Origin of the sequence: Collinsella sp. SGI.178 (assembly GCF_050313495.1) — a bacterium.
Classification (GTDB): Bacteria; Actinomycetota; Coriobacteriia; order Coriobacteriales; family Coriobacteriaceae; genus Collinsella.
Genome location: NZ_JBNPLM010000001.1, coordinates 50,894 through 71,640, shown reverse-complemented (window position 1 = coordinate 71,640; position 20,747 = coordinate 50,894). Strand labels below are relative to the sequence as shown.

The 20,747-nt window shown below is 61.6% G+C and carries 15 protein-coding genes; 9 read left to right on the top strand and 6 right to left on the bottom strand.

The features are described 5' to 3' along the window. The first annotated feature begins 108 nt into the window (after positions 1-108). Positions 109-1,185, top strand: a complete 1,077-nt coding sequence (locus tag ACQRAQ_RS00245; protein ID WP_427793349.1) for a hypothetical protein — start codon at positions 109-111, stop codon at positions 1,183-1,185. A gap of 491 nt (positions 1,186-1,676) precedes the next feature. After that, the gene (locus tag ACQRAQ_RS00240) at positions 1,677-3,047 is read left to right on the top strand and encodes an amidohydrolase family protein (RefSeq protein ID WP_427793347.1); all 1,371 of its coding nucleotides are present in this window, start codon (positions 1,677-1,679) and stop codon (positions 3,045-3,047) included. Between the two features lie 90 nt (positions 3,048-3,137). On the opposite strand, the gene ACQRAQ_RS00235 is transcribed toward ACQRAQ_RS00240, so the two are convergent. From ACQRAQ_RS00235 to ACQRAQ_RS00220, 4 genes are all read right to left on the bottom strand, one after another. Then, entirely contained in the window at positions 3,138-3,611 is a 474-nt protein-coding gene (locus ACQRAQ_RS00235; RefSeq protein WP_427793345.1) for a hypothetical protein, read from the bottom strand. A gap of 146 nt (positions 3,612-3,757) precedes the next feature. Continuing rightward, positions 3,758-4,027, bottom strand: a complete 270-nt coding sequence (locus ACQRAQ_RS00230; protein ID WP_229778266.1) for a metal-sensing transcriptional repressor — start codon at positions 4,025-4,027, stop codon at positions 3,758-3,760. 51 nt (positions 4,028-4,078) lie between these two features. Further along, a complete protein-coding gene (locus ACQRAQ_RS00225) occupies positions 4,079-4,300 on the bottom strand; it encodes a heavy-metal-associated domain-containing protein (RefSeq protein ID WP_427793342.1) in 222 nt (73 codons plus the stop codon). 147 nt (positions 4,301-4,447) lie between these two features. Then, positions 4,448-6,790 (bottom strand): heavy metal translocating P-type ATPase, encoded by a 2,343-nt coding sequence (locus ACQRAQ_RS00220; protein WP_427793340.1) that lies wholly within the window; start codon positions 6,788-6,790, stop codon positions 4,448-4,450. Positions 6,791-7,428: 638 nt separating this feature from the next. On the opposite strand from ACQRAQ_RS00220, the gene ACQRAQ_RS00215 reads away from it, so the two are divergent. From ACQRAQ_RS00215 to ACQRAQ_RS00205, 3 genes are all read left to right on the top strand, one after another. After that, positions 7,429-9,633 carry a DEAD/DEAH box helicase gene (locus ACQRAQ_RS00215; RefSeq protein WP_427793338.1) on the top strand — a complete coding sequence of 735 codons (2,205 nt, stop codon included), beginning with the start codon at positions 7,429-7,431 and terminating at the stop codon, positions 9,631-9,633. A 973-nt stretch (positions 9,634-10,606) separates the two neighbouring features. Further along, positions 10,607-10,810, top strand: a complete 204-nt coding sequence (locus ACQRAQ_RS00210; RefSeq protein WP_117734431.1) for a type II toxin-antitoxin system RelB/DinJ family antitoxin — start codon at positions 10,607-10,609, stop codon at positions 10,808-10,810. A gap of 88 nt (positions 10,811-10,898) precedes the next feature. Further along, positions 10,899-11,810 (top strand): CPBP family glutamic-type intramembrane protease, encoded by a 912-nt coding sequence (locus ACQRAQ_RS00205; RefSeq protein ID WP_427793337.1) that lies wholly within the window; start codon positions 10,899-10,901, stop codon positions 11,808-11,810. Here ACQRAQ_RS00205 and ACQRAQ_RS00200 read toward each other — a convergent pair. Further along, entirely contained in the window at positions 11,807-13,951 is a 2,145-nt protein-coding gene (locus ACQRAQ_RS00200) for a YgiQ family radical SAM protein (RefSeq protein ID WP_427793335.1), read from the bottom strand. The two genes, ACQRAQ_RS00205 and ACQRAQ_RS00200, sit on opposite strands and share 4 nt — an antisense overlap. A gap of 250 nt (positions 13,952-14,201) precedes the next feature. Here ACQRAQ_RS00200 and ACQRAQ_RS00195 point away from each other — a divergent pair, with 250 nt between their 5' ends. The 4 genes from ACQRAQ_RS00195 (at position 14,202) to ACQRAQ_RS00180 (ending at position 19,473) form a co-directional block, all read left to right on the top strand. Next, on the top strand, positions 14,202-14,918 hold the full coding sequence (locus tag ACQRAQ_RS00195; protein WP_154515938.1) for a YoaK family protein: 717 nt from the start codon (positions 14,202-14,204) through the stop codon (positions 14,916-14,918). Between the two features lie 229 nt (positions 14,919-15,147). Then, complete coding sequence (gene fucO, locus ACQRAQ_RS00190) at positions 15,148-16,314, top strand: lactaldehyde reductase (RefSeq protein ID WP_154515935.1); 1,167 nt, start codon at positions 15,148-15,150, stop codon at positions 16,312-16,314. 604 nt (positions 16,315-16,918) lie between these two features. Then, on the top strand, positions 16,919-17,962 hold the full coding sequence (locus ACQRAQ_RS00185; protein WP_427793333.1) for a M42 family metallopeptidase: 1,044 nt from the start codon (positions 16,919-16,921) through the stop codon (positions 17,960-17,962). A gap of 137 nt (positions 17,963-18,099) precedes the next feature. Next, positions 18,100-19,473: a hypothetical protein gene (locus tag ACQRAQ_RS00180; protein ID WP_427793332.1), complete on the top strand. Its 1,374-nt coding sequence runs from the start codon at positions 18,100-18,102 to the stop codon at positions 19,471-19,473. 8 nt (positions 19,474-19,481) lie between these two features. Here the strand turns inward: ACQRAQ_RS00180 and mnmA are convergent, their stop codons facing one another. Continuing rightward, entirely contained in the window at positions 19,482-20,747 is a 1,266-nt protein-coding gene (mnmA, locus tag ACQRAQ_RS00175) for a tRNA 2-thiouridine(34) synthase MnmA (RefSeq protein ID WP_427793330.1), read from the bottom strand.

The window sequence follows — 20,747 nt, the reverse complement described above, 5'->3', positions numbered from 1 at the left end:
TCGAGACAAAGGTTGGCCGCGGTGCCGAACAATCTAAATCTGTAACAACTAGAGGCTCAAAGACTGTCTTCCTGTTACAGATCAAGACATTTGTCAGCGGAGGCAACGGTGACGATGGTCCATTTGTCTGACGTGGTGGTGATGAAAGTGTCTAATACCGTTTTCAAACACAAACATGCAGCACGTAGCAGCTTGGCGCGGAATAGGATGCTTGCCAGGCTCACGGAGGCGGCTGAACAAGGCGTGCTGCTTGCGACGCACGACAATGCCGAGCTCATGTGGCTGCGGCGCCATGTGGGCACAGACGATATTGCGGAGCCCGAATCGCACCTATTCTGTTTTCAGCATGAATGGGATGCGTTGACGCCGCCGGAGCGGGCTCGGTGGACCATCAAGGGGCTTGCGGAGTTTCATCCCGATTGGGCGTTTTGGGGGTATGACGCCGCGCTGATATGGGGTCTGGAGGTGCCGAATGATCTGCTCGGGCCGCGTTACTTGGTCAAGACGGGTTGTTCGGTGGCGTTGAGTACGGGATATAGGCTGCTGCGTCCGCAGGCGGCGGGTGCGCTTGAGCGCGTCGACGGCGTGCGAGTGACGCCGTTTTGGCGCACGGTGGAGGATTGTCTGCTGCGTGCGCCGTTTTCATATGGTCTGGCGATTGCCGATTCTGCGCTGCGGGCGAAGGGCATATCGCGCGACGACCTCTGCGAACGGCTCCAGGCCGATTGCGAGGGCAGACGCGGGTATCGCAGAGCTCAGGTGATTGCGTCGCATGCGGACGGGCTGTCCGAAAACGGTGGCGAGTCTCGGTTCCGAGCGTTCTTTATTGCATACGGTTTTCCGGTGCCAGAGTTGCAGGTGGAGTTTCGCGATCCGCTCGATTCGAGCCAGGTGTTTCGGGTCGATTATTTCTGGAGGCTCGAGGACGGGACGTGCGTGATTGGCGAGCTCGACGGAAGAGGAAAGTATACCCTGCAGGATGGTGGGGATCGGGAGTCGGTCGACCCGTTCGTAGCAGAGCGTCAGCGAGAATCTCATCTGACAATGCTCGGGCGCAAGGTGCTGAGGTTCACGTTTGATGAGCTCAAGAACCCGGGGAAGCTGGCTGAAAAGATGAGGCTGGCGGGTATTTCGCAGCGGGCCGATTTGGCTGAGGGATGGAAGCGTCAGTGGTATGGGCGCTGAGGGATACGACTAACGCGGATGTGGTTGTTCCGGACGAGTTTGTCTCGATCTGTAACAACAAGGGGCCGTTTGGCCTCGTAACTGTTACAGATCGAGACAAAAGGTTGGCTGCCGCTAAAAGATCTAAATCTGTAACATCTAGAGGCCGAAAACCCGTCTACATGTTACAGATTTAGATGTTTGACGACAGGGCTGGAGAATATCTCGATCTGTAACATCTAACGGCCAAAATTCGACCCAACTGTTACAGATTGAGACAAAGGCTGGACGCGGTGCCGAAAGATCTCGATCTGTAACATCTAGCTGCTAAAACCTGGTCTACCTGTTACAAATCAAGACGTTTTGCTGGAACGGCCGGAGCATTGCCGTGCTGTCTCCGTTTGCCCTCACATCTCTCTCGTCCCTCCGCTAACCGATATGTTCGACTTTAGTTTGCTGCATTAGGTGATAATGGACAAATGTTCAAGTTAATCGTGAGGGAGGAGCTCGATATGGCGTCTGCCGATCGTTCCACGTTGTTTATCAATGCGACCGTCCTGGATGGTTCGGAGCATATGGAGCCGCAGCCCGACATGGCCGTGGCCGTTGAGCGCGGTGTCATCACGTGGATGGGGCCGAGTGCTGTGGCGCAGGCGCCTGCAGGTGCCGAGGTCCTCGACCTGGCCGGGGCGTATCTCATGCCGGGCCTCATCAATATGCATGTGCATCTGTGCGGCTCGGGCAAGCCGGTTTCGGCGGGCGATGCGGGCGCGCTGATGAAGAAGCTCGATAATCCCGTGGGGCGCGCTATCGTGCGCCATATTCTTAAGGGCAGCGCCCAACAGCAGCTGGCAAGCGGCGTGACCACGGTGCGCGGCGCGGGCGACCCGCTGTTTGCCGATCTGGCCGTGCGCGATGCCATCGATGCCGGCAAGTATCAGGGTCCGCGTTTGGTGGCGCCGGGAACGGGCGTCACGGTGCCGGGTGGCCACGGAGCGGGCTTGTTCGCCCAGGTGGCCAACAGTCCCTCCGAGGCGGCCGAACAGGTGCGCGACCTGTATGCGCGCGGTGCCGACGTCATTAAACTGTTCGTAACGGGCGGTGTGTTCGATGCGACCGAGGTGGGCGAGCCGGGCGTGCTGCGTATGCCGGTGGAGGTTGCCGCAGCGGCGTGCAAGGCAGCGCACGATATGGGCCTTCCGGTTATGGCTCATGTCGAGAGCACCGAGGGCGTGAAGGCCGCGCTCGAGGCCGGCGTCGATACGATCGAGCACGGCGCTCCGTTGACGCCCGAGATCCTGGAGCTGTACCGCGGCGTCGCGGGAACTCAGCTCGAGGGGCGTGCGCCGAGTGTGACCTGCACGATCAGCCCCGCACTGCCGTTTGTGCTGCTCGATCCGGAAAAGACTCATTCGACCGAAACGCAAAAGAAGAACGGCGATATCGTGTGCTCGGGCATTATCGAGAGCGCTCGTGCGGCGCTGGAAGCCGGTATCAAGGTAGGTTTGGGTACGGATTCGAGCTGCCCGTTCGTGACCCAGTACGACATGTGGCGCGAGGTGGCCTATTTTGCCAAGTACGTGGGCGTGAGCAATGCGTTTGCGCTGCATACGGCTACGCAGGTCAATGCTGAGCTGCTGGGGCTGGGCGGCGAGACCGGTGCGATCGAGTGCGGCAAGGCTGCCGATATCCTGGTGACGCGCGAGAACCCGCTCGATGACCTGTGCGCTCTGCGCGAGCCGATGTACGTGATGTGTCGTGGCGATCTGGTGCGCAAACTCAAGGTGAAGCGTATTCCCGAGGTGGACGCCGAGCTCGACACGATTATGGCCATGCCAGCCGAGGCGCTTGCCGAGGAGCTTGCCCGCGACGGCGTGGCGTAGGTGTGACGGGGGCGGGCCCTTTGTCGCATTTAAAAAAGCCGAGGTCCCAGTGCGAGGCCTCGGCTTTTATTATGTCCTGCGGTATGGCGGCTACGAGCGCGTCTCCATCTTGGCGTGGCACTTGGGGCAGGTGACGCGGATCTTGCCTTTGCCCTTGGGGACGGAGAGCATCTGGCCGCAGTTGGGGCACTTGAGGTATGCCGTGGTCTTGCGACCCTTCCACATCTTCTTGGCCGTGCGCTTGGCACGCTCAAAGTCTTCCTTACTGGTGCCGGCCGCGCGTGAGGTGCTGGCCGCTGCAGCGCCGCCACCCAAGCTGGCGACAAACTTGCCCAAGCCGGGGACCTTAGCCGAGCCGGCGACAAAGGCCTCGTTCTCCTTGCGACGTGCGTCGATGTTTTTGGACAGGCCGCGCAGCACGCCGATCACGATGACGGCGATGGCGACCCAACTGAGCCACTGGATGCGGGCCATCGATCCGATCATCGCGATGACGATGCCCGCAAAACCCATCACGATGGTGAGCTCGTCGGCGCCATTGCGGCCCTTCATAAAGTCATTCATGCAAATTGCCTTTCATTCGATATGCCGCACGCCTTTATACCCGATTTAGAGCAAGGGGGACAGGTTAATCTGCACCAATGTGGTGCAAACATACCTGTCCTCGGAACATCAAGACGGTGCAAAGTGGTCTGTCCCCAATGCGCCGATTACTTAGAGAGCTTGTCGACGACGCGTTCGATCTCGGCGAGCTTCGCGGCTTTGAGGTCTTCGTCGCCCGATTCGATTGCCGAAGTCACGCAGCCCTCGATATGCGCCTTGAGCACGTCGGCGTTAATGCGCGCGAGGAGTGCCTGTGTGGCCATGAGCTGCGTGGAAATATCGACGCAGTAGCGGTCCTCCTCGACCATCCGCAGGATGCCGTCGATCTGGCCGCGCGCCGTCTTGAGCATACGGTTCACCGATTTGTGGTCTGCCATCATGGCGGGTCCTCGTTTCTGGTCGATGGGGTCGAATGCTTCTGGTAGCTGCTAGGCTGCGGTCACGGACAGGGCGTGGAACTTCTCGCCGGCGCTCTCGACGGCGGCAGCGAGCTGCTCAGCGGCCATGGTGTCGGCGCACTCCACCTGTACCGTCTGAGTCTCGTGATCGGCATCGGCGTCGGTCACGCCGGCAACGTTGAGCAGTGCCGTCTCGACAGTAGCGTCGCAGTGGCCACACATAAGGCCGGAAGTCTTAATTGTGTATCGCATGGGTATTCCTCTCTGTTATGTTGGCTTTCCCAGGCACCCGACCTTGACCTTTAAGCCGTCGCTCGCGTACCAAAGTACGCGTCGCTCCTCTTTCAGGTCAATCTCGGGCACCTGGAAAACCCGTTCTAAACGGATTTAATGGTGAGCCTATTTTGCCACTTTAGGCTTAAAGGATTTCAGGCGCAGAGCATTGGACACGACGCACACGCTCGACAGGCTCATCGCCGCGGCGCCAAACATCGGCGAGAGCTGCCAGCCGGTGAGGGGGAAGAACGCGCCCGCAGCGAGCGGAATGCCGATGCCGTTGTAGAACAGCGCCCAGAACAGGTCTTGCTTGATGTTGCGAATCGTGGCGCGCGAAAGCTCGATAGCGCGGGCGACGTCCATGAGGTCGCTGCGCATGAGTACCACATCTGCCCCTTCCTTGGCGATGTCGGCGCCGGTGCCGATAGCAAGGCCCACGTCGGCGCGCGCCAGGGCGGGGGAGTCGTTGATGCCGTCGCCCACCATGGCGACCTTGCCGCCCGCATCCTGCAGTTCGCGCACGTGGCGTTCCTTGTCGGCGGGAAGCACGTCGGCAATGACCTGCTTGCTGCTCAGTCCTACGCGGCGGGCGATTGCTTCGGCAGTGACGCGGTTGTCGCCGGTGAGCATATGCACGTCGACGCCGAGCGAACGCATTACAGCGATGGCCTCGGCGCTCGTCTCCTTGACCTCGTCAGCCACGGCAATGGTGCCGACAAGCTCGCCGTTCTTGGCAAAGAACAACGGTGTCTTGCCCTCGGCGGCAAATCGCTCCGCAAGTCCTGAGGGCACGGTGATACCCAGCTCGCTCATCAGGCGAACGTTACCGGCAGCGATGGCGTTTTGTCCCTCGCGCGCCGTAACGCCTCGTCCAGGCACGGCGGCAAAGTCCTCGACCATGCGCGCCACGATTCCGCGCGCCTCGCACTCGGTCATAATCGCCTCGGCCAGCGGATGCTCGCTCGAGCGCTCCAGCGCGGCAGCGAGCTTCAGTAACGCCTTTTCACTCATGGCGGGCGAGTCATCGGCGCGCGTGGCTACCACGATATCGGTCACGGCAGGTTTGCCGCGGGTGACCGTACCCGTCTTATCGAGCACTACGGTACCCACGCCGCGCAGGTTCTCCAGCGCCTCGGCGCTCTTAAACAGAATGCCCATCTCGGCGCCCTTGCCGGTGCCCACCATAATGGCGACGGGCGTGGCTAGGCCGAGCGCGCAGGGACAACTAATCACCAGCACGGCCACGGCGGAGGTGAGTGCCTCGTTTATGCTGCCGGTCAGTGCCATCCACACCGCAAAGGTCACGGCCGAGATCACGAACACCACGGGCACGAACACGCCGGCGACCTTGTCGGCCATGCGGGCGATGGGCGCCTTGGTGGCGTTGGCGTCCTCGACGAGCTGGATGATCTTGGCGAGTGATGTCTCGGCACCAACCCGCGTGGCGCGGAAGGTAAACGAGCCGGTGCGGTTGACGGTGGCGGCGTTGACGGTGTCGCCGGCGGTCTTTTCCACGGGGATTGACTCGCCGGTGAGCGCACTCTCGTCCACGGCCGAGCTACCCTCGAGCACCACGCCGTCGACGGGGATTGACTCGCCGGGGTGCACGCGCAGGACCTGGCCGGGAAGGATGCTATCGACGTCGACGGTGGTTTCGCTGCCGTCGTCGGCAACGACGGTCGCGGTTTTAGGCGCCAGATCGATGAGCGCCTCGATGGCGCCGCCGGTTTTGGACTTACTGCGCGTCTCGAGGTATTTGCCCACGGTGACGAGCGACAGGATCGTGCTCGCGCTCTCAAAATACAGATTGTCCATGCCTGTCATCATGGCCTCGTGCACCTGAGCTGTGGCCAGCTGGTCGGCCATGATGAACATGGCGTAGAGCGACCAGGCAATGGAAGCGGTGGCGCCCACGGCAATAAGGGCATCCATGGTGGGCGCGCCGTGCGCGAGCGATTTAAACCCGTTGATAAAGTACGCGTCGTTGACGTAGACGATGGGGATGAGCAGGACAAGCTCGGTGAGGGCGAGCGTCATGCTGTGGATATGGTCGGTGAAGATGCCGGGCAGCGGCCAGCCGAGCATGTGTCCCATGCCTATGTAGAACAGTGGGATGAGGAAGACGATCGAGACGATGAGGCGGGTGTGCATGGCAGAGGCGGCGGCCTCCAGCTTTTTGGTGGGCGACTCCATATGGGCGGCGCCAGACCTGGCTTGTGCGCTGCCGTTTGAGCCGGCGGCACCGGTGCCCGTGCTGACGGGTGAGGCCGAGTAGCCCGCGCGGTCGACGGCGGTGCAGATATCGTCGGGGGAGACCTGCGCGGGGTCGTAGTCGACCATCATGGAACCGGCGAGTAGGTTGACCGCGACGCTTTGGACGCCGTCGAGCTTGCTCACGGCACGGTCCACGTGCGCCTGGCAGGCGGCGCATGTCATGCCGCCTACGTCGAACTTATCTTGAGCCATGGACTCTCCTTTCTGTGGTTCGGTGTTGGAATTGTTAACCTCTCGATACTATACACCCATACCCCCTGGGGGTGTATGGCAAAAGTTGAAATGTATGACATTCCGATACGGGGGTCGACTGCCAAGTTAGCGCACCATCCTCGCCCTTCGTCTCAATCTGTAACATCTAGTTCCGTTTTTGCCGAGTTACTGTTACAGATTGAGACAAACAATTCGGCGGTTGCTTAACATCTCGATCTGTAACATCTGGCAGGGGAAATGACCTCTATCTGCTACAGATCGAGATGTTGTTTTGCGAGGTTTTGGTTTGTCTCGATTCGTAACGTGTAGACCTGGTTTTGCCTCGTAACTGTTACAGATTGAGACAATTGGCCCAGACCCGCCCCGTCCTCCCCGTCATCTGTGGTTTACGTGGGGGCATACGGAGTGCAGGTATACTAACCCGCGGCGAATCTGCTCCATCGCTTAGAGCTGCTGCGTCTGGACGGCGCGTGATATGGCTGCCAAAGCGATCGCCAGCGTGCTGAGCAACGTCCTCTCTGTGCGCACCCGTTTTTGTATGTACTAGCGCACTACCAAGCACGCCCGCGCGGCCGCATGCCGTGCCCCTTGCGCGTGCAGATAAGGAACAACAACATATGCGTAATTCTGTATCCGACGTCACCGACGCCGAGATCCTGGACGAGACCCGCGAGGCCATGGCCCAGGCTGCCTTCGATGCGGCCGACGAGGCCAGCGCCGCCGAGACCGTCGAGTCCGCTACCGAGAACCTGCCCGCCTTTGACGAGCTGGGTCTTTCGGACGAGATACTTCGTGCCATCGAGAACCTGGGTTACACAGCGCCGACGCCCGTGCAGGCCGGCTCGATCCCCGTGGTGCTCGAGGGCCGCGACCTGCTTGCCGCCGCTCAGACCGGCACCGGCAAGACGGCCGCCTTTTTGCTGCCGACCATGAACAATCTGGAGCACATCGCTCCTCCCAAACCTGTGCGCGAGCGCGGCGGCCGTAACCGTCGTCGCGGTGCTAAAAAGCCCGAGGGCAACGGCCGCGGCCCCGTGATGCTCGTCATCACCCCTACGCGCGAGCTCGCCCAGCAAATCGACGAGGTCGCGAGCAAGATCGCCGACGTCACCGGCCATGTTGCCGTGACCGTTGTGGGCGGCGTGAGCTACAAGCCGCAGACCGCTGCCCTCAAGTACGGCTGCGACATCCTGGTCGCAACGCCGGGCCGTCTGGTCGATCTGATCGAGCAGGGTGCCTGCCACCTGGATGAGGTAAAGGTGCTGGTGCTCGACGAAGCCGACCGCATGCTCGACATGGGCTTTTTGCCCGCCGTTCGCCGTATTGTGCGCGAGACGCCGGCCGAGCGCCAGACGCTGCTGTTTTCGGCGACCCTCGACGAGGAGGCCGTGGGCGAGATCACCGACCTAGTGAGCGACCCGGCCCGCGTGGAGATCGCGCCCGCCACGTCGACCGCCGACACCGTCGACCAGTTTGTGTTCCCGGTGTCCATCGAGGCCAAGAACAACCTGCTGCCCGAGTTCCTCAAAAAGGAAGGCCCGGAGCGCACCATCGTCTTTATGCGCACCAAGCACCGTGCCGACAGCTGCTGCCGTCGTCTGGAGCGCAAGGGCATCAAGGCTGCCGCGATCCATGGCAACCGCAGCCAGGCCCAGCGCGAGCGCGCACTTTCGGCCTTCCGCGACGGTACCGTCGACGTGCTGGTGGCAACCGACGTGCTCGCCCGCGGCATCGACATCAGCGACGTGCGCTACGTCGTGAACTTTGACGTGCCGGCCGAGCCGACCGACTACATCCACCGTATTGGCCGTACGGGCCGCGCCGGCGAGCTGGGCTGGGCCATCACGTTTGTGACCGAGCAGGACGTGGATGAGTTCTACGAGATCGAGAAGCTCATGGACAAGACTGCCGACATCTACGAGGCCGGCGACTTGCACGTGGGCCCGAATCCGCCCGCGGTTGACCCCGAGCGCGACCCTGCGGCCTTTAAGGTGAAGAAGAAGACCAAGCGCGGTAAGTCCAAGAGCAAGAAGAAGCTTGAGCAGGCGCGTCGCGACGGCAAGCGCAACGGCGACGATTACGGCGATGTGGCCGGTCGTTCCAACCGCGGTCGCGATGAGCGTCGCGGCGACAGCGAGCGCCCGAGCCGTCCCAAGCGCGGCGGCAAGACCCGCGTGCGCGAGGGCGTTCAGGCTCGCGTGGACGAGGCCGTGGAGAGCGTGGCCCGCGAGGTGGCTGCCGAGGAGCGTGCCGGTGCTGGTGCCGTCGAGCCGGCCCCGCGCGGCAACCGTGCCGAGCGCCGTGCCAAGCAGTTTCAGGGCGAGGCACATCGCCGTCGCCGCGAGGACGAGGACCGCGGTGGTCGTCGCCGTGTTGAGCGCGAGGACGAGGGCCGTGGCTCGCGCGGCGGCAAGCGCGGCGCGGGCGACCGTCGTCGTTCCGGTCGCGATGACGAGCGCGGCGGCCGCGGCGGCGAGTCCCGTGGCGGCAAGCGCTTTGAAGAGCGCGGCGGCCGCGGCGGTGAGCGTCGCGAGGATGCTCGCGGCAATGGCGGCCGCAGTGGCGCCGGCCGTTCTGGCGAGTCGCGCGATCGTCGCGACCCGCGTGCCAGCCGCGATCGTCGCGATGACTGGCGCAACTACGACGATACCCGCGAGGAGCGTCGCGGCGGCCACCGTGGCGGTCGCGGCGGCAACCAGGCCGGCTCCCGTGGTGGCCGTGCCGGCGGTCGCGATAACCGTGGCAGCTATGGTAACAATCGTGGCGGCAAGCGCGGCGGCAGCTCCCGTCGCCCCGGTGACGGCGGCGGCAAGCGCAAGTAACATACGCGTCGCGCGGTAAGGCGACACGAGTTTGGGCCTCGAGCAGACTATGCTCGGGGCCCTTTTAGTGGGCTCAGTATTAGGTGGGGCGAGTCTTCTTCGTGGAAACGCGCGGAGACGGTCGTGGCAAGAGATACGGACTATCGACCTAGTTGGAGATTCGCGTATGCGGGGGCCGACATCGACGCAGGGCATGAGGTTTTCTGCTGACGCGCGGCGGCTGCGGTGCCCGGGCGGACACGCCGGGGATTTCGCCCGCTGCCTGGCGCCCTTGCCGACATCCGGCTTTCGCGCTCGCATTCTTTTGGATGCGGGCGTGTTTTTCGTGGCGCGCACGGGTCCCCCGGGGCGCGCCGTGCATTTTTTGGGAGTTTTCAGCAAGCCGGGGTGACTGCATACGCGCCGGAATCGTCTTTTTGAGCCAGCGGGATCCTTCGGCAGGCGATTTGGGTTGGCAGACGGCGTCCGGCGCGGCGATACCGCGCGTTTCGCGTCGCGCCGTGCCCCAAAACGACGCCAATCGCGCGGCGTCCACGATTCGCGGCACCGCCTGCGGGGGCCGCGATGCTGAAAACTCCGGTTTTTGCACGGTACAAGCGGGGGTACGTTGGGGTGGGAAGGGGCGCCCCCGTCTTTTTATGCATGGCATAAGCGAAATTATGCAAGACAATAGGGCGCCATGCGTCGGATACCCAGCCTGGGCGCGCCATACGCCGACGCTTAGTCCCTCGATATCTCGGACATCATCACGCTCTAAATACTAACCCAGCAACAAATTAATCCGTCTTTTCTCCGTCCCCATGGGGCCGGGTGTGGTATTCTATCTGCCGGGTATAACTTAGGAATACCAAGTAATACCAACGCCGCAGAAACAAACTCCAGATGCGGGCCAATCGGGTTGCCTTCACAGCCCGTCGCCCAGCCGCGTGGCCCGCATCTATCCGCACTACCGTTGTTTCAAAAAGGAAGCGCCATGGCAGAACACATGACCCCGGTTGTCGCGAAGGTCTTGCCCGAGGAAAAGGCGGCCTTCGCGGCGGCAACCCAGCTCGTGGGCACCACGCCGTCCAACGCCATCCGCATGTTTATCGCCGCGTTCAATCGCTGCGGCACCTTCCCGTTCGACATATCGCCCAACGGGGCCTTTGGCACTGCACCCGATTCTCATCAACAATGACTGTCCCAAACTGCCGGTACTTGGGGACGTTCATTTTCTGCCGGCAGTTAAGGAACGTCCCCAAGTACCGGGTTTTGAGGAGGCTGGCATGCTCAATGCGATAGCGTGGGCGCTCGCCTGTTTTGGCGTTGTCGCTGCCGATATAGCCCTGAGCGTCGTTTTGTTCTCCGCCCTTGGCGTCGCATCGGTGTTCATGGGTTTTTCGATCGATGACCTCGACATTCAATTGCTTCAGGCCGCCGCTCAGACGGCGTCGTTTTTGATGGCGCTGCTGTGGTGGCGTTATCTGTGGCCGCGCTCGTTTATGGCGCGTTCGCAAAGCGAGCATCCGCTCGGCGGGGGAGCGCGTGGGGCGTGGAAACGCATCGCCTGCGTTATCGTGATCGGTCTTGCCCTGCAGGTGGTCGTTAGCTACGTGACCGACGCCGTGCTGTCGCTGTTGCCCGATGCCGCGGCCGACTACAGCGAGCTTGTCGAGGAAACGGGCATGGGCGATACCAGTCCTCTTGCCGTCCTGACCACGGTGCTCGGCGCGCCGTTTTGCGAAGAGCTCCTGGTGCGCGGTGTTATCTTTGAGTTTTCGCTGCGTGCGTTTAATCCCCAGTGCCGTCCGCTCTGGAAGCGCCGGCGTCGTGCGAGTGCGCAAGACGGCGCCATAGTGCCCTGGGCGGCCCCAAGCACGTGGGGTGTCGCCGCGGCGATTGTGCTGCAGGCGGCAATCTTTGGTTTTATGCACATGAATTGGGTGCAGGGTTGCTACGCGGGTGCCGCCGCCCTCATCTTTGGTTGGTTGCTCGTGACGACCGGAAAGCTCCGCTACACGATCCTGCTGCACTTTGCCTTTAATGCCGGGTCGTATCTCATGGGCATGCTGTGGTTTGTGAACACGCCGGTCGACGTGGCAATTACGGTCGCTATCGCCGGCGTCATCCTCGTTGAGGCAATGTGCTCGCTGCGCCACGCGTGTGGGATGGACGCAGCGAGCGCACTGCTGCCTTAGTTGCGGCGACCGCCTCCATTGGCACCCTGACGCCCCTGAGCCGCACGGTTGCGCCCGGCGGTGTTCTGCGCGCGCGACATGCCGCCTTGGCCCTTGCTGCCCTTGGGCCCCTTGGCTCCAGCGCCGCCAGCGCCACCGTGGCCCTTGCCGCCCTTCTTGCCGGTGCCATGTCCGCCGCCGGCAGATGTCTCGCCCGGGCGTGGCGGCACGGGGCGGATCAGGCAATGCTTGGTGTAGCCGATCAAATCGCGACGCCCGGCTTTCTCTAGCGCCTCGCGCACGAGCTTGTAGTTCTCGGGCTTGCGATACTGGATGAGCGCGCGTTGCATGGCCTTTTCGTGCGGGTCGCGCGCCACATAGATCGGCTCCATGGTGCGCGGATCCACGCCGGTGTAGTACATGCACGTCGACATGGTGGACGGCGTGGGGTAGAAGTCCTGCACCTGCTCGGGCATGTAGCCCATGTCTCGCACGGCCTCGGCAAGGTCCACGGCTTCCTTCATCGTCGATCCGGGGTGGCTCGAGATCAGATACGGCACCACGTACTGCTTGAGTCCGTACTCGCGGTTCAAGCGTTCAAATTTACGGCAGAATGCATCGTAGACGGCTCGGCTCGGTTTGCCCATCACGGACAGCACCGCGTCGCTCACGTGCTCGGGTGCTACGCGCAGCTGGCCCGAGACGTGGTGCTCCAGCAGCTCGCGCAAAAACTCGTCCGAGGCATCGGCCATGGTGTAGTCGAAGCGGATGCCGCTGCGGACAAAGACCTTCTTGACGCCCGGCAGCTGGCGCAGGTCGCGCAGCAGCTGCGTGTAGCCGCTCTCGTCGACCACCATGTTCTTGCACACGCTCGGCCACAGGCATCGCTTGTTCTTGCATACGCCGTGCTTGAGCTGCTTGTCGCAGGCGGGACGGCTAAAGTTGGCCGTCGGCCCGCCCACGTCGTTGATATAGCCCTTAAACTCGGGATCGCGCGTGAGCAGCTCGGCCTCGCGCATGATCGAGTCGTGGCTGCGCATCTGCAGCACGCGACCCTGGTGGAAGGTGAGCGCGCAAAACGAGCACTCGCCAAAACAGCCGCGGTTGGAGCTAATGGAAAACTTGATCTCGGCAAAGGCCGGCACGCCGCCCGCCGCGTCGTAATCGGGATGCCAATCGCGTGCGTAGGGGAGTTCGGCCACCTCGTCCATCTCGTCGGTGGTGAGCGTCGCCGACGGCGGGTTCTGCACCACATAGACGCTGTTGGGGTAGGGCTCTACCAGGCGATGTCCGGTGATGGGGTCCATATTCTGCTGCTGCACGTTAAAGCTGCGCGCGTAGTTGAGCTTGTCGGCGGTAAGGTCGTCCCAACTGGGCAGCAGGTCGTAGTCGTAGACCTCGTCGAGCGAACCCGTGCGGTAGACGGTGCCGTTGATATAGGTAATCTGATCGACGGGCAGTCCCGCGTCGAGCGCGTCGGCGATCTCGACAATCGCGTGCTCGCCCATGCCGTAGATGAGGATGTCGGCGCCCGAGTCGAGCAGTACCGAGCGCTTGAGCTTGTCCTGCCAGTAGTCGTAGTGGGCCAAGCGACGCAGGCTTGCCTCGATGCCGCCGATGATGATGGGGGCGTCCTTGAATGTCTGGCGGATGAGGTTGCCGTAGACCGTGACGGCACGGTTGGGGCGGTGTCCCTCCTCGCCACCGGGGGTATAGGCGTCGGTGTGGCGGCGGTGCTTGGTCACCGAATAGTGGTTGACCATGGAGTCCATGTTGCCGGCGCTGACGAGAAAGCCCAGGCGCGGCTCGCCGAGCACGGTGATGCTGGCGGGGTCGGTCCAGTCGGGTTGGCAGATGATGCCCACCTTGTAGCCGTGCGCGTCGAGGACGCGGCTGATGATGGCCATGCCAAAGCTGGGATGGTCCACGTAAGCGTCGCCGCAGATGTAGACAAAGTCGCACTGGTCCCAGCCGCGCGCATCCATGTCGGCGCGGCTGACGGGGAGGAACTTATCGCGGCCCGGGCGCCAGGGGCGGACAGGCGCTGCCGGGGCATGCGCGGGGCGCGAGCCCTGGGCTTTGCTTCCACGCTTTTGCTGCTGGCCGCGTTGGGCATGCTTGCCGTGCTGGTTGTGCTGAGCGTCCTGGGGCTTTTTTGCCACGATTCCTCCCGGTGTTTGTATGCTGCACGTAATTGTAACCAGTCTTTTTGGGACGGGGCTAAAAAGACTGGTGGAGTACACGAGGTGTCGGGTGTCGATGCCGCGCCCGCCGTTTGTTTCCAGATGGTGTATCTGCGCGTTGGGGAGTCCGTCTCGCGGGCGCGCCATGTTGTCAATGGGTTACAGTATGAACGGCGGCTATGTTTCCGCCAACGCACGAGAGGGTCGTCAACAAGGAGGGCGCACGACGATGCAGCGTGCCAAACAGATATCGGAGTCTATTGAGCTGGGCATCATCTTGGCGCTCGCCGGTGGCTTTATGGACGTTTATTCGTACATTGGGCGCGACCATGTTTTCGCCAACGCGCAGACGGGCAACATCTTGCTGGTGGGCGTGAGCATCTCGGAGGGCAATTGGGCGCTCGCGGGGCGCTATTTCTTCCCTGTGGTGTCGTTTGCCGTGGGCATTATGCTTGCCGACCTGGTACACGAACGGTTTGGCAGCGTGATTCACTGGCGCCAGGTGACGGTGTTCTTTGAAGCCGTCATCTTGCTGGGCGTGAGCTTTATCCCCGGTGGCGGCTACAACTTGCTCGCCAACTGCCTCATCTCGTTTGCCTGCGGTATGCAGGTCGAGAGCTTCCGCAAGATCCACGGTCACGGCATTGCCACGACCATGTGCATCGGTAACCTGCGCAATGCGCTGCAAAACGTGGACGACTACATCATCACCCACAAGCGCGGCTTTTTGGAAAACGGCCTGCTGTACTTTGGCGTGATCTTTACCTTTGTGTTTGGCGCTGTGCTGGGAAACTGGTGTATTGAGCGCATGGGGCTGCACGCTATTGCGGTGGCGAGCGTGCTGCTGTTCGTGGCGTTTGCCATCATGTTTATCGACCGCGAGCGCGACCTGCGTTTTCGCTGGAAGCGCGCCTGCGAAGATTGGAAAGAGGCCTGCCAAAAATAGCGGCAGGATGTGGCAAGGGGCTGACCCCTTGCCACACTGATCAATAATGGGGAGGGGACGGTCATCTCGGCCGCCCCTTTTTTGTTTAGTGGTCAGGCGGTGACGATACCAGTTGTTGAAACGCTTTAAATAATCTGACGTTCTCACGCGTTTTTCGCTTCAAAAGCGTTAGGATGGGACTTATAGCGTGGGGCGTAATGGGTGCCCCGCACACGATGGGAGGCTATCAATGGCTAATCGTTTCGTTCTCAACACTATTTCTTATCATGGTTCCGGCGCCATCAAGGAGATCCCCGGCGAGCTCCAGCGTCGCGGCTACAAGAAGATTTTCGTCTGCTCCGACCCCGATCTGGTCAAGTTTGGCGTTACCGCTAAGGTGACCGACGAGCTCGATGCCGCCGGCATCGCTTGGAGCCTCTACTCCGAGATCAAGCCCAACCCCACTATCCAGAACGTCAAGGACGGCGTCGAGGCCTTCAAGGCCGCCGAGGCTGATGCTATCGTGACCGTCGGTGGCGGCTCCTCTATGGACACTGCCAAGGCCATCGGCATCATCATCAACAACCCCGAGTTCGCCGATGTCCGCAGCCTCGAGGGCGTTGCTCCCACTAAGAACCACGCCGTGTTCACCATCGCCGTGCCGACGACCGCCGGTACCGCTGCTGAGGTGACCATCAACTACGTCATCACCGACCCCGAGAAGGTCCGCAAGTTCGTGTGCGTCGACACCAACGACGCCCCCGAGGTCGCCGTCGTCGACCCCGACATGATGGCTTCCATGCCCGCCGGCCTGACCGCTTCCACCGGCATGGACGCTCTGACCCACGCCATCGAGGGCTACACCACCAAGGGCGCTTGGGAGCTCTCCGACATGTTCCACTTTGAGGCCATCAAGCTGATCAGCGAGAACCTGCGCGACTCCGTTGCCGAGGCCAAGTCCGGCCAGCCTGGCTCCGGCCGCGAGGGCATGGCTCTTGGTCAGTATGTCGCCGGCATGGGCTTCTCTAACGTTGGCCTGGGCATCGATCACGCCATGGCTCACACCCTGTCCGCTCACTACGACACCCCGCACGGCGTCGCTTGCGCCATGCTGCTGCCGATTGCCATGGAGTTCAACAAGCCGGTTTGCGCCGAGCGCCTGGCCAAGGTCGCCGTCGCCATGGGCGTTGACACCACGGGCATGAGCACCGATGAGGCTGCCGACGCCGCTATCGCCGCCGTTAAGCAGCTCTCCGCTGACGTGAACATCCCGCACGTCTGCGAGGCCATGAAGGCTGACGAGATCGAGGTCCTGGCCAAGGACGCCATGGCCGATGCCTGCTTCCCGGGCAACCCGCGCGAGGCGACGCTCGACGACGTCATCGAGCTCTTCAAGAAGATCTGCCCGGCTGCCTAGCCCAGTTTGGTGGTCCTTCGCCCGTAGGCGTATGGTCTTTTGACTTGCCGCTGGCCCCGCCGCGCTACGCACGGCGGGGCTTTTTGTGCTGCGTCGATGTCTTGGGACGGGTAAAACTAAAGCATGCTGCCCGCTGCGGATAGGTGGTGCACTTCCCAGCGTGCATTTTTGGGAGTATTCAGCAAGCTCTTAAAAATGCATAACGTTTTGAAGGGTCCGTAGTGGCCCACAGGCGCCCATCGACAGCCATTGTGGGCGGGCTATCGATGAGTGGAGGGGGTTGTTACTGAGTTTCTGCTTTGCGACGACCTGCAACACTGCTGTAACCGCGTCGTTTTGTCGTTCGCGATGGGGTCGTTGGGGCCCACGGTGCTGAATACTCCGTTTTTTGCACGGCCCAAGGTGGGGTACCCTGAGACGAAGCAAAAAGATTCCTCATTTCTATGCAGATACCGATAGGATTTATGCAAGATTGGGATTGTAAGACGTGCGCGTGCACAAAACCGGTGCGGGGACGTCGGGAGGCGGCTCGGCTCCTAGGGCATTGACCGTGCAGAACGGTTAAAATCGGGACTCGGTCTTAGTTTTACTTGGAAGGACGCATATGGCTTCTAATATTGATGCTTCTCTAGAGGAGACGCTCTCCTATATCGCGGGACAGCTTAAGACGCTGACTTCTATTGCTTCGCCTACGGGCTATACCCGTGCGGCGACTGATTATCTAATGGAAACGTTGCGCGATATGGGCTTTGGCCCCGAGCGTTCCAATAAGGGCAACGTGCTGGTTGAGCTTGGCGGCGAGGGCGAGCCGCTTGTGTTGGCGAGCCATGTCGATACCCTGGGCGCCATGGTGCGCTCCATTAAGGACAATGGTCGCCTGCGTCCCACGACGCTCGGCGGGCATCAGTGGTCTACGGCCGATGGCGAGAACTGCACCGTCTACACGCGCGGTGGCAATGTGTACACGGGTGTGGTCCTCAATACCGAGCCTTCGGCGCACGTGGCCGACGAGCCGGTCAAGGCCATCGAGAAGAACATGGAAATCCTGCTCGATGAGAATGTCGACAGCAAGGATGACGTGCTTGAGCTGGGCATTCAGACGGGCGACATCATCGCTATGGATCCGCGCACCACGGTGACGGAGAGCGGCTATATTAAGAGCCGCTTCTTGGACGACAAGCTGTCGGCCTCCATTTTGCTGGGCTTGGCGCGTGCCGTCGCCGCTGGCGAGGTGACGCTTTCGCGCAAGGTTTCACTGCTCTTTACGGTGTACGAGGAGGTCGGCCACGGTGGCGCTTTCGTGCCGGCCGACACGCGCGAGATGATCAGCGTGGACATGGGCTGCGTGGGCGACGACCTGGGCTGCACCGAGCGCATGGTGTCGATTTGCGCCAAGGATTCGGGCGGTCCGTACAACTACGATCTGGTGACCACGCTGTCCAATATCGCGCGCGAGCTGGAGCTCGATTACGCCATCGACGTGTACCCGCACTACGGCTCTGACGTCGAGGCCACGCTTTCTGCCGGCTACGACATCCGTCACGGCCTGATCGGCCCTGGCGTGTACGCGAGCCACAACTACGAGCGCAGCCACATCGACGGCGTGCGTAATACCTACGAGCTGGTTCGCGCCTACGTTCAGCGCTAGGGGAGCAGCTTGCGACTCGGCTGACCAATCGCTAAAGCCCGATTTCTCGGGCTTTTTTCGCTTTAGGTCGTTTAGTATTATGATGTATGTAATCTATTAACTAAACGTGTAAATTACTTAACGAGGTGATGTGGTGTATGGATACGTCTGAGTACTTGTCTATGGGTGATGCTGCCCGCCTGCTGGGCGTTACGAAAGCCCGCATATCTCAACTTGCCGCATCGGGAACGCTCGCGTGCGATATTGTGGGCGGACGGAAGATGGTCGAGTACAATTCCGCGGTCGCTTATCAAAAGGTCCGCAAACGTGGACGCCGTCCTGCGGCCGATGTGGGGCGCAAGTTTACGCTGATGTCGGCCGACCATGAGGTCGCGCATCTCTCATTTGATCCGTCGCGCGAATTTCCCTTCGAAATCGCGGAGGTCCTCGATGCACAACGAATGCCGTTTGGCACGTGCTCGAGCTCTTCTCCTACGGTGAATAAGCGGGAGCTCAACGTGTGGTGGAGCCATCGGTCGGTGCCCGATGTTCGCCCCGGACTCGTCTCGCGCTATCGTGAACTGGGAATTGCCAGTGGCATCGAGGTCCCGGTTCGGTGCCTGGGCCTCTCGCTTTCGGATTGCTATTGGCTGCGGCCGGCAGAATGCGACGGGCTCAAATGGCGAAACCTCAATTACTTCGAGAATGATTTTGAGCGATCGGCGCCCGAGGGACGTTCGGGTTGGCTGGAGGGCATCGGTCTTAAAAATCCCGACAACACATCCGAGGGCGAGCTCCCTAAATCGTGGATGATTCGCAATGCTGTTCGCGTTCTGGTCAAGGGGTGCGGCATGGACGATCAGCGTCCCTTTAACGAGGCGGTTGCAACGGCTCTACATCGTCGCTTGTTGTCGGAGGGCGAGTTTGTTCCTTATACGGTTGAGCGGATGTTCGATGGCCCTGTGTGTCTGTGCGACGACTTTCTTGACGGCCGCGAGGAATACGTTCCGGCTGTTTACGTTAAGGGCGCACTTGGTAGCCAGCGGGGAAACTCGACATACGACCGGTACTGCCGCTTCCTTGGTAAGCATGGAGCAGACGAGGCTGCCGTGAGAAGGTCTATGTCGCAGATGATTGTCTGCGATGCCCTTTTGGCCAACAGCGATCGCCATTGGCGAAACTTCGGCATCATCCGCAATGTCGACACCCTGGAGATAAGGCCTGCTCCGCTGTTCGATAGCGGCAACTGCCTGTGGTACAACGTACCAACTGCCGTGCTCGCAGCTGGGGAGTTTGGGTTTTCTGCTAAGCCGTTTGGGCCCGACCCTTCCGTCCAGCTGGCGCTTGCGGACTCACTCGATTGGTTCGATTCATCGCGGCTCAACGGATTTGTTGATGAGGCGATCGAGATTCTTTCGCAGAGCGAATGGGCCACAGCGGAGGGCCGGCTCGAGTCCATTTGCCGCGGCCTCGAGCGTCGCGTTATCGAGGTGAATGCTGCTGTTGAAGTGCTTCGACACGTGCGGCGATAATCCTGCGGCTACTTGATGGCGGCAGTTACCGTGCCGCCGCCCAGGACGACGTCGCCGCGATAGATAACGACGGCCTGGCCGGGGGCGATGGCTCGCTGCGGCTCGTCAAAGGTCAGAAGCATCTGTCCGTCGGCGCCACGTGTAAGGGTCGCTGCCTGGTCCTTTTGACGGTAGCGGTACTTGGTGCCCACGCGAATGTCGCCGGACGTGAGCTCTGCCTCCATGCGGTCGGCAGGGGCGCTCCAGATCCAGTCGTTGGCCGTGAGTGCCGTCGCCGTCAGGTCCTCAGCCTCGCCCAGATGCACAATGTTATTGGCGGCATCGACGCCCGTTACATACACGGGGCGCGCCATCGCGACGCCCAGGCCCTTGCGCTGGCCGACGGTATAGCGCAGTGCGCCGTTGTGGCGTCCGACCACGCTGCCGTCGCGCCATACAATATCGCCCGGCTCGGCGGCATGCCCACAGCGGCGCTCGATATAGCCCGCGTAGTCGCCGTCCGCGATAAAACAGATATCCTCGCTCTCGGCCTTCTTGGCGTTGATGAAGCCCTGCTCGGCGGCAATGCGGCGCACGTTGCGCTCTTTGTCCAACCCTGCCAGCGGAAAGATTGTGCGTGCCAGGCGCTCTTGCGTGAGCGAATACAAAAAGTAACTCTGGTCCTTCTTGGAGTCTTCGCCGCGGTGCAGCTGCCAGGTGCCATCGGGCGCTTGGCTCGTTTTGGCGTAGTGACCCGTGGCAATGTAGTCGCAGCCCATATCGAGCGCCGCGTCGAGCAGCGCGCCAAACTTAATATGGCGGTTGCAGATGATGCACGGGTTGGGCGTCAGCCCCTTCTGATAGGCGGTCACGAAGCGCTCGATAACGTTGCGGTCGAAGGCCTGCTGTAGGTCGAGCACATGGTGAGGTATCCCCAGGCGATCGGCGACGGCCTTTGCATCGGCGATGTCACGGTCGACCTTGCTCATGCCCGTGACGGGATCGGGCGCAGGGCAGGTGAGGCGCATGGTGGCACCGACGCATTCGTAGCCTTGGCACTTGAGCAGATAGGCAGTCACGCTGGAATCGACGCCGCCGCTCATGGCGACGAGCACGCGCTTGTTGTGCATGGGGAGGTTCTCCTTGGTGGCATGTGGCCAAAAAAGAAAAGCGGCGCGGGAGGCTGGTTCCGCGCCGCAGACATTGTAGCAAGTTCGGACGTCTCGTGGGACACCCTGACGGGATGGGCTCAGACCGCCGGGAGAGAGAGGAGGCAGGTTCGTCCCTGAGCTCAA

Excerpts from the sequence above, each read along its gene's own strand:
- ACQRAQ_RS00225 (WP_427793342.1), bottom strand. The coding sequence starts at position 4,300 with ATGCGATACACAATTAAGACTTCCGGCCTTATGTGTGGCCACTGCGAC.
- ACQRAQ_RS00185 (WP_427793333.1), top strand. The coding sequence starts at position 16,919 with ATGGCTTCTAATATTGATGCTTCTCTAGAGGAGACGCTCTCCTATATC.
- ACQRAQ_RS00230 (WP_229778266.1), bottom strand. The coding sequence starts at position 4,027 with ATGGCAGACCACAAATCGGTGAACCGTATGCTCAAGACGGCGCGCGGC.
- ACQRAQ_RS00240 (WP_427793347.1), top strand. The coding sequence starts at position 1,677 with ATGGCGTCTGCCGATCGTTCCACGTTGTTTATCAATGCGACCGTCCTG.
- ACQRAQ_RS00235 (WP_427793345.1), bottom strand. The coding sequence starts at position 3,611 with ATGAATGACTTTATGAAGGGCCGCAATGGCGCCGACGAGCTCACCATC.
- ACQRAQ_RS00220 (WP_427793340.1), bottom strand. The coding sequence starts at position 6,790 with ATGGCTCAAGATAAGTTCGACGTAGGCGGCATGACATGCGCCGCCTGC.
- ACQRAQ_RS00215 (WP_427793338.1), top strand. The coding sequence starts at position 7,429 with ATGCGTAATTCTGTATCCGACGTCACCGACGCCGAGATCCTGGACGAG.
- ACQRAQ_RS00180 (WP_427793332.1), top strand. The coding sequence starts at position 18,100 with ATGGATACGTCTGAGTACTTGTCTATGGGTGATGCTGCCCGCCTGCTG.
- ACQRAQ_RS00210 (WP_117734431.1), top strand. The coding sequence starts at position 10,607 with ATGGCAGAACACATGACCCCGGTTGTCGCGAAGGTCTTGCCCGAGGAA.
- ACQRAQ_RS00205 (WP_427793337.1), top strand. The coding sequence starts at position 10,899 with ATGCTCAATGCGATAGCGTGGGCGCTCGCCTGTTTTGGCGTTGTCGCT.
- fucO (WP_154515935.1), top strand. The coding sequence starts at position 15,148 with ATGGCTAATCGTTTCGTTCTCAACACTATTTCTTATCATGGTTCCGGC.
- ACQRAQ_RS00195 (WP_154515938.1), top strand. The coding sequence starts at position 14,202 with ATGCAGCGTGCCAAACAGATATCGGAGTCTATTGAGCTGGGCATCATC.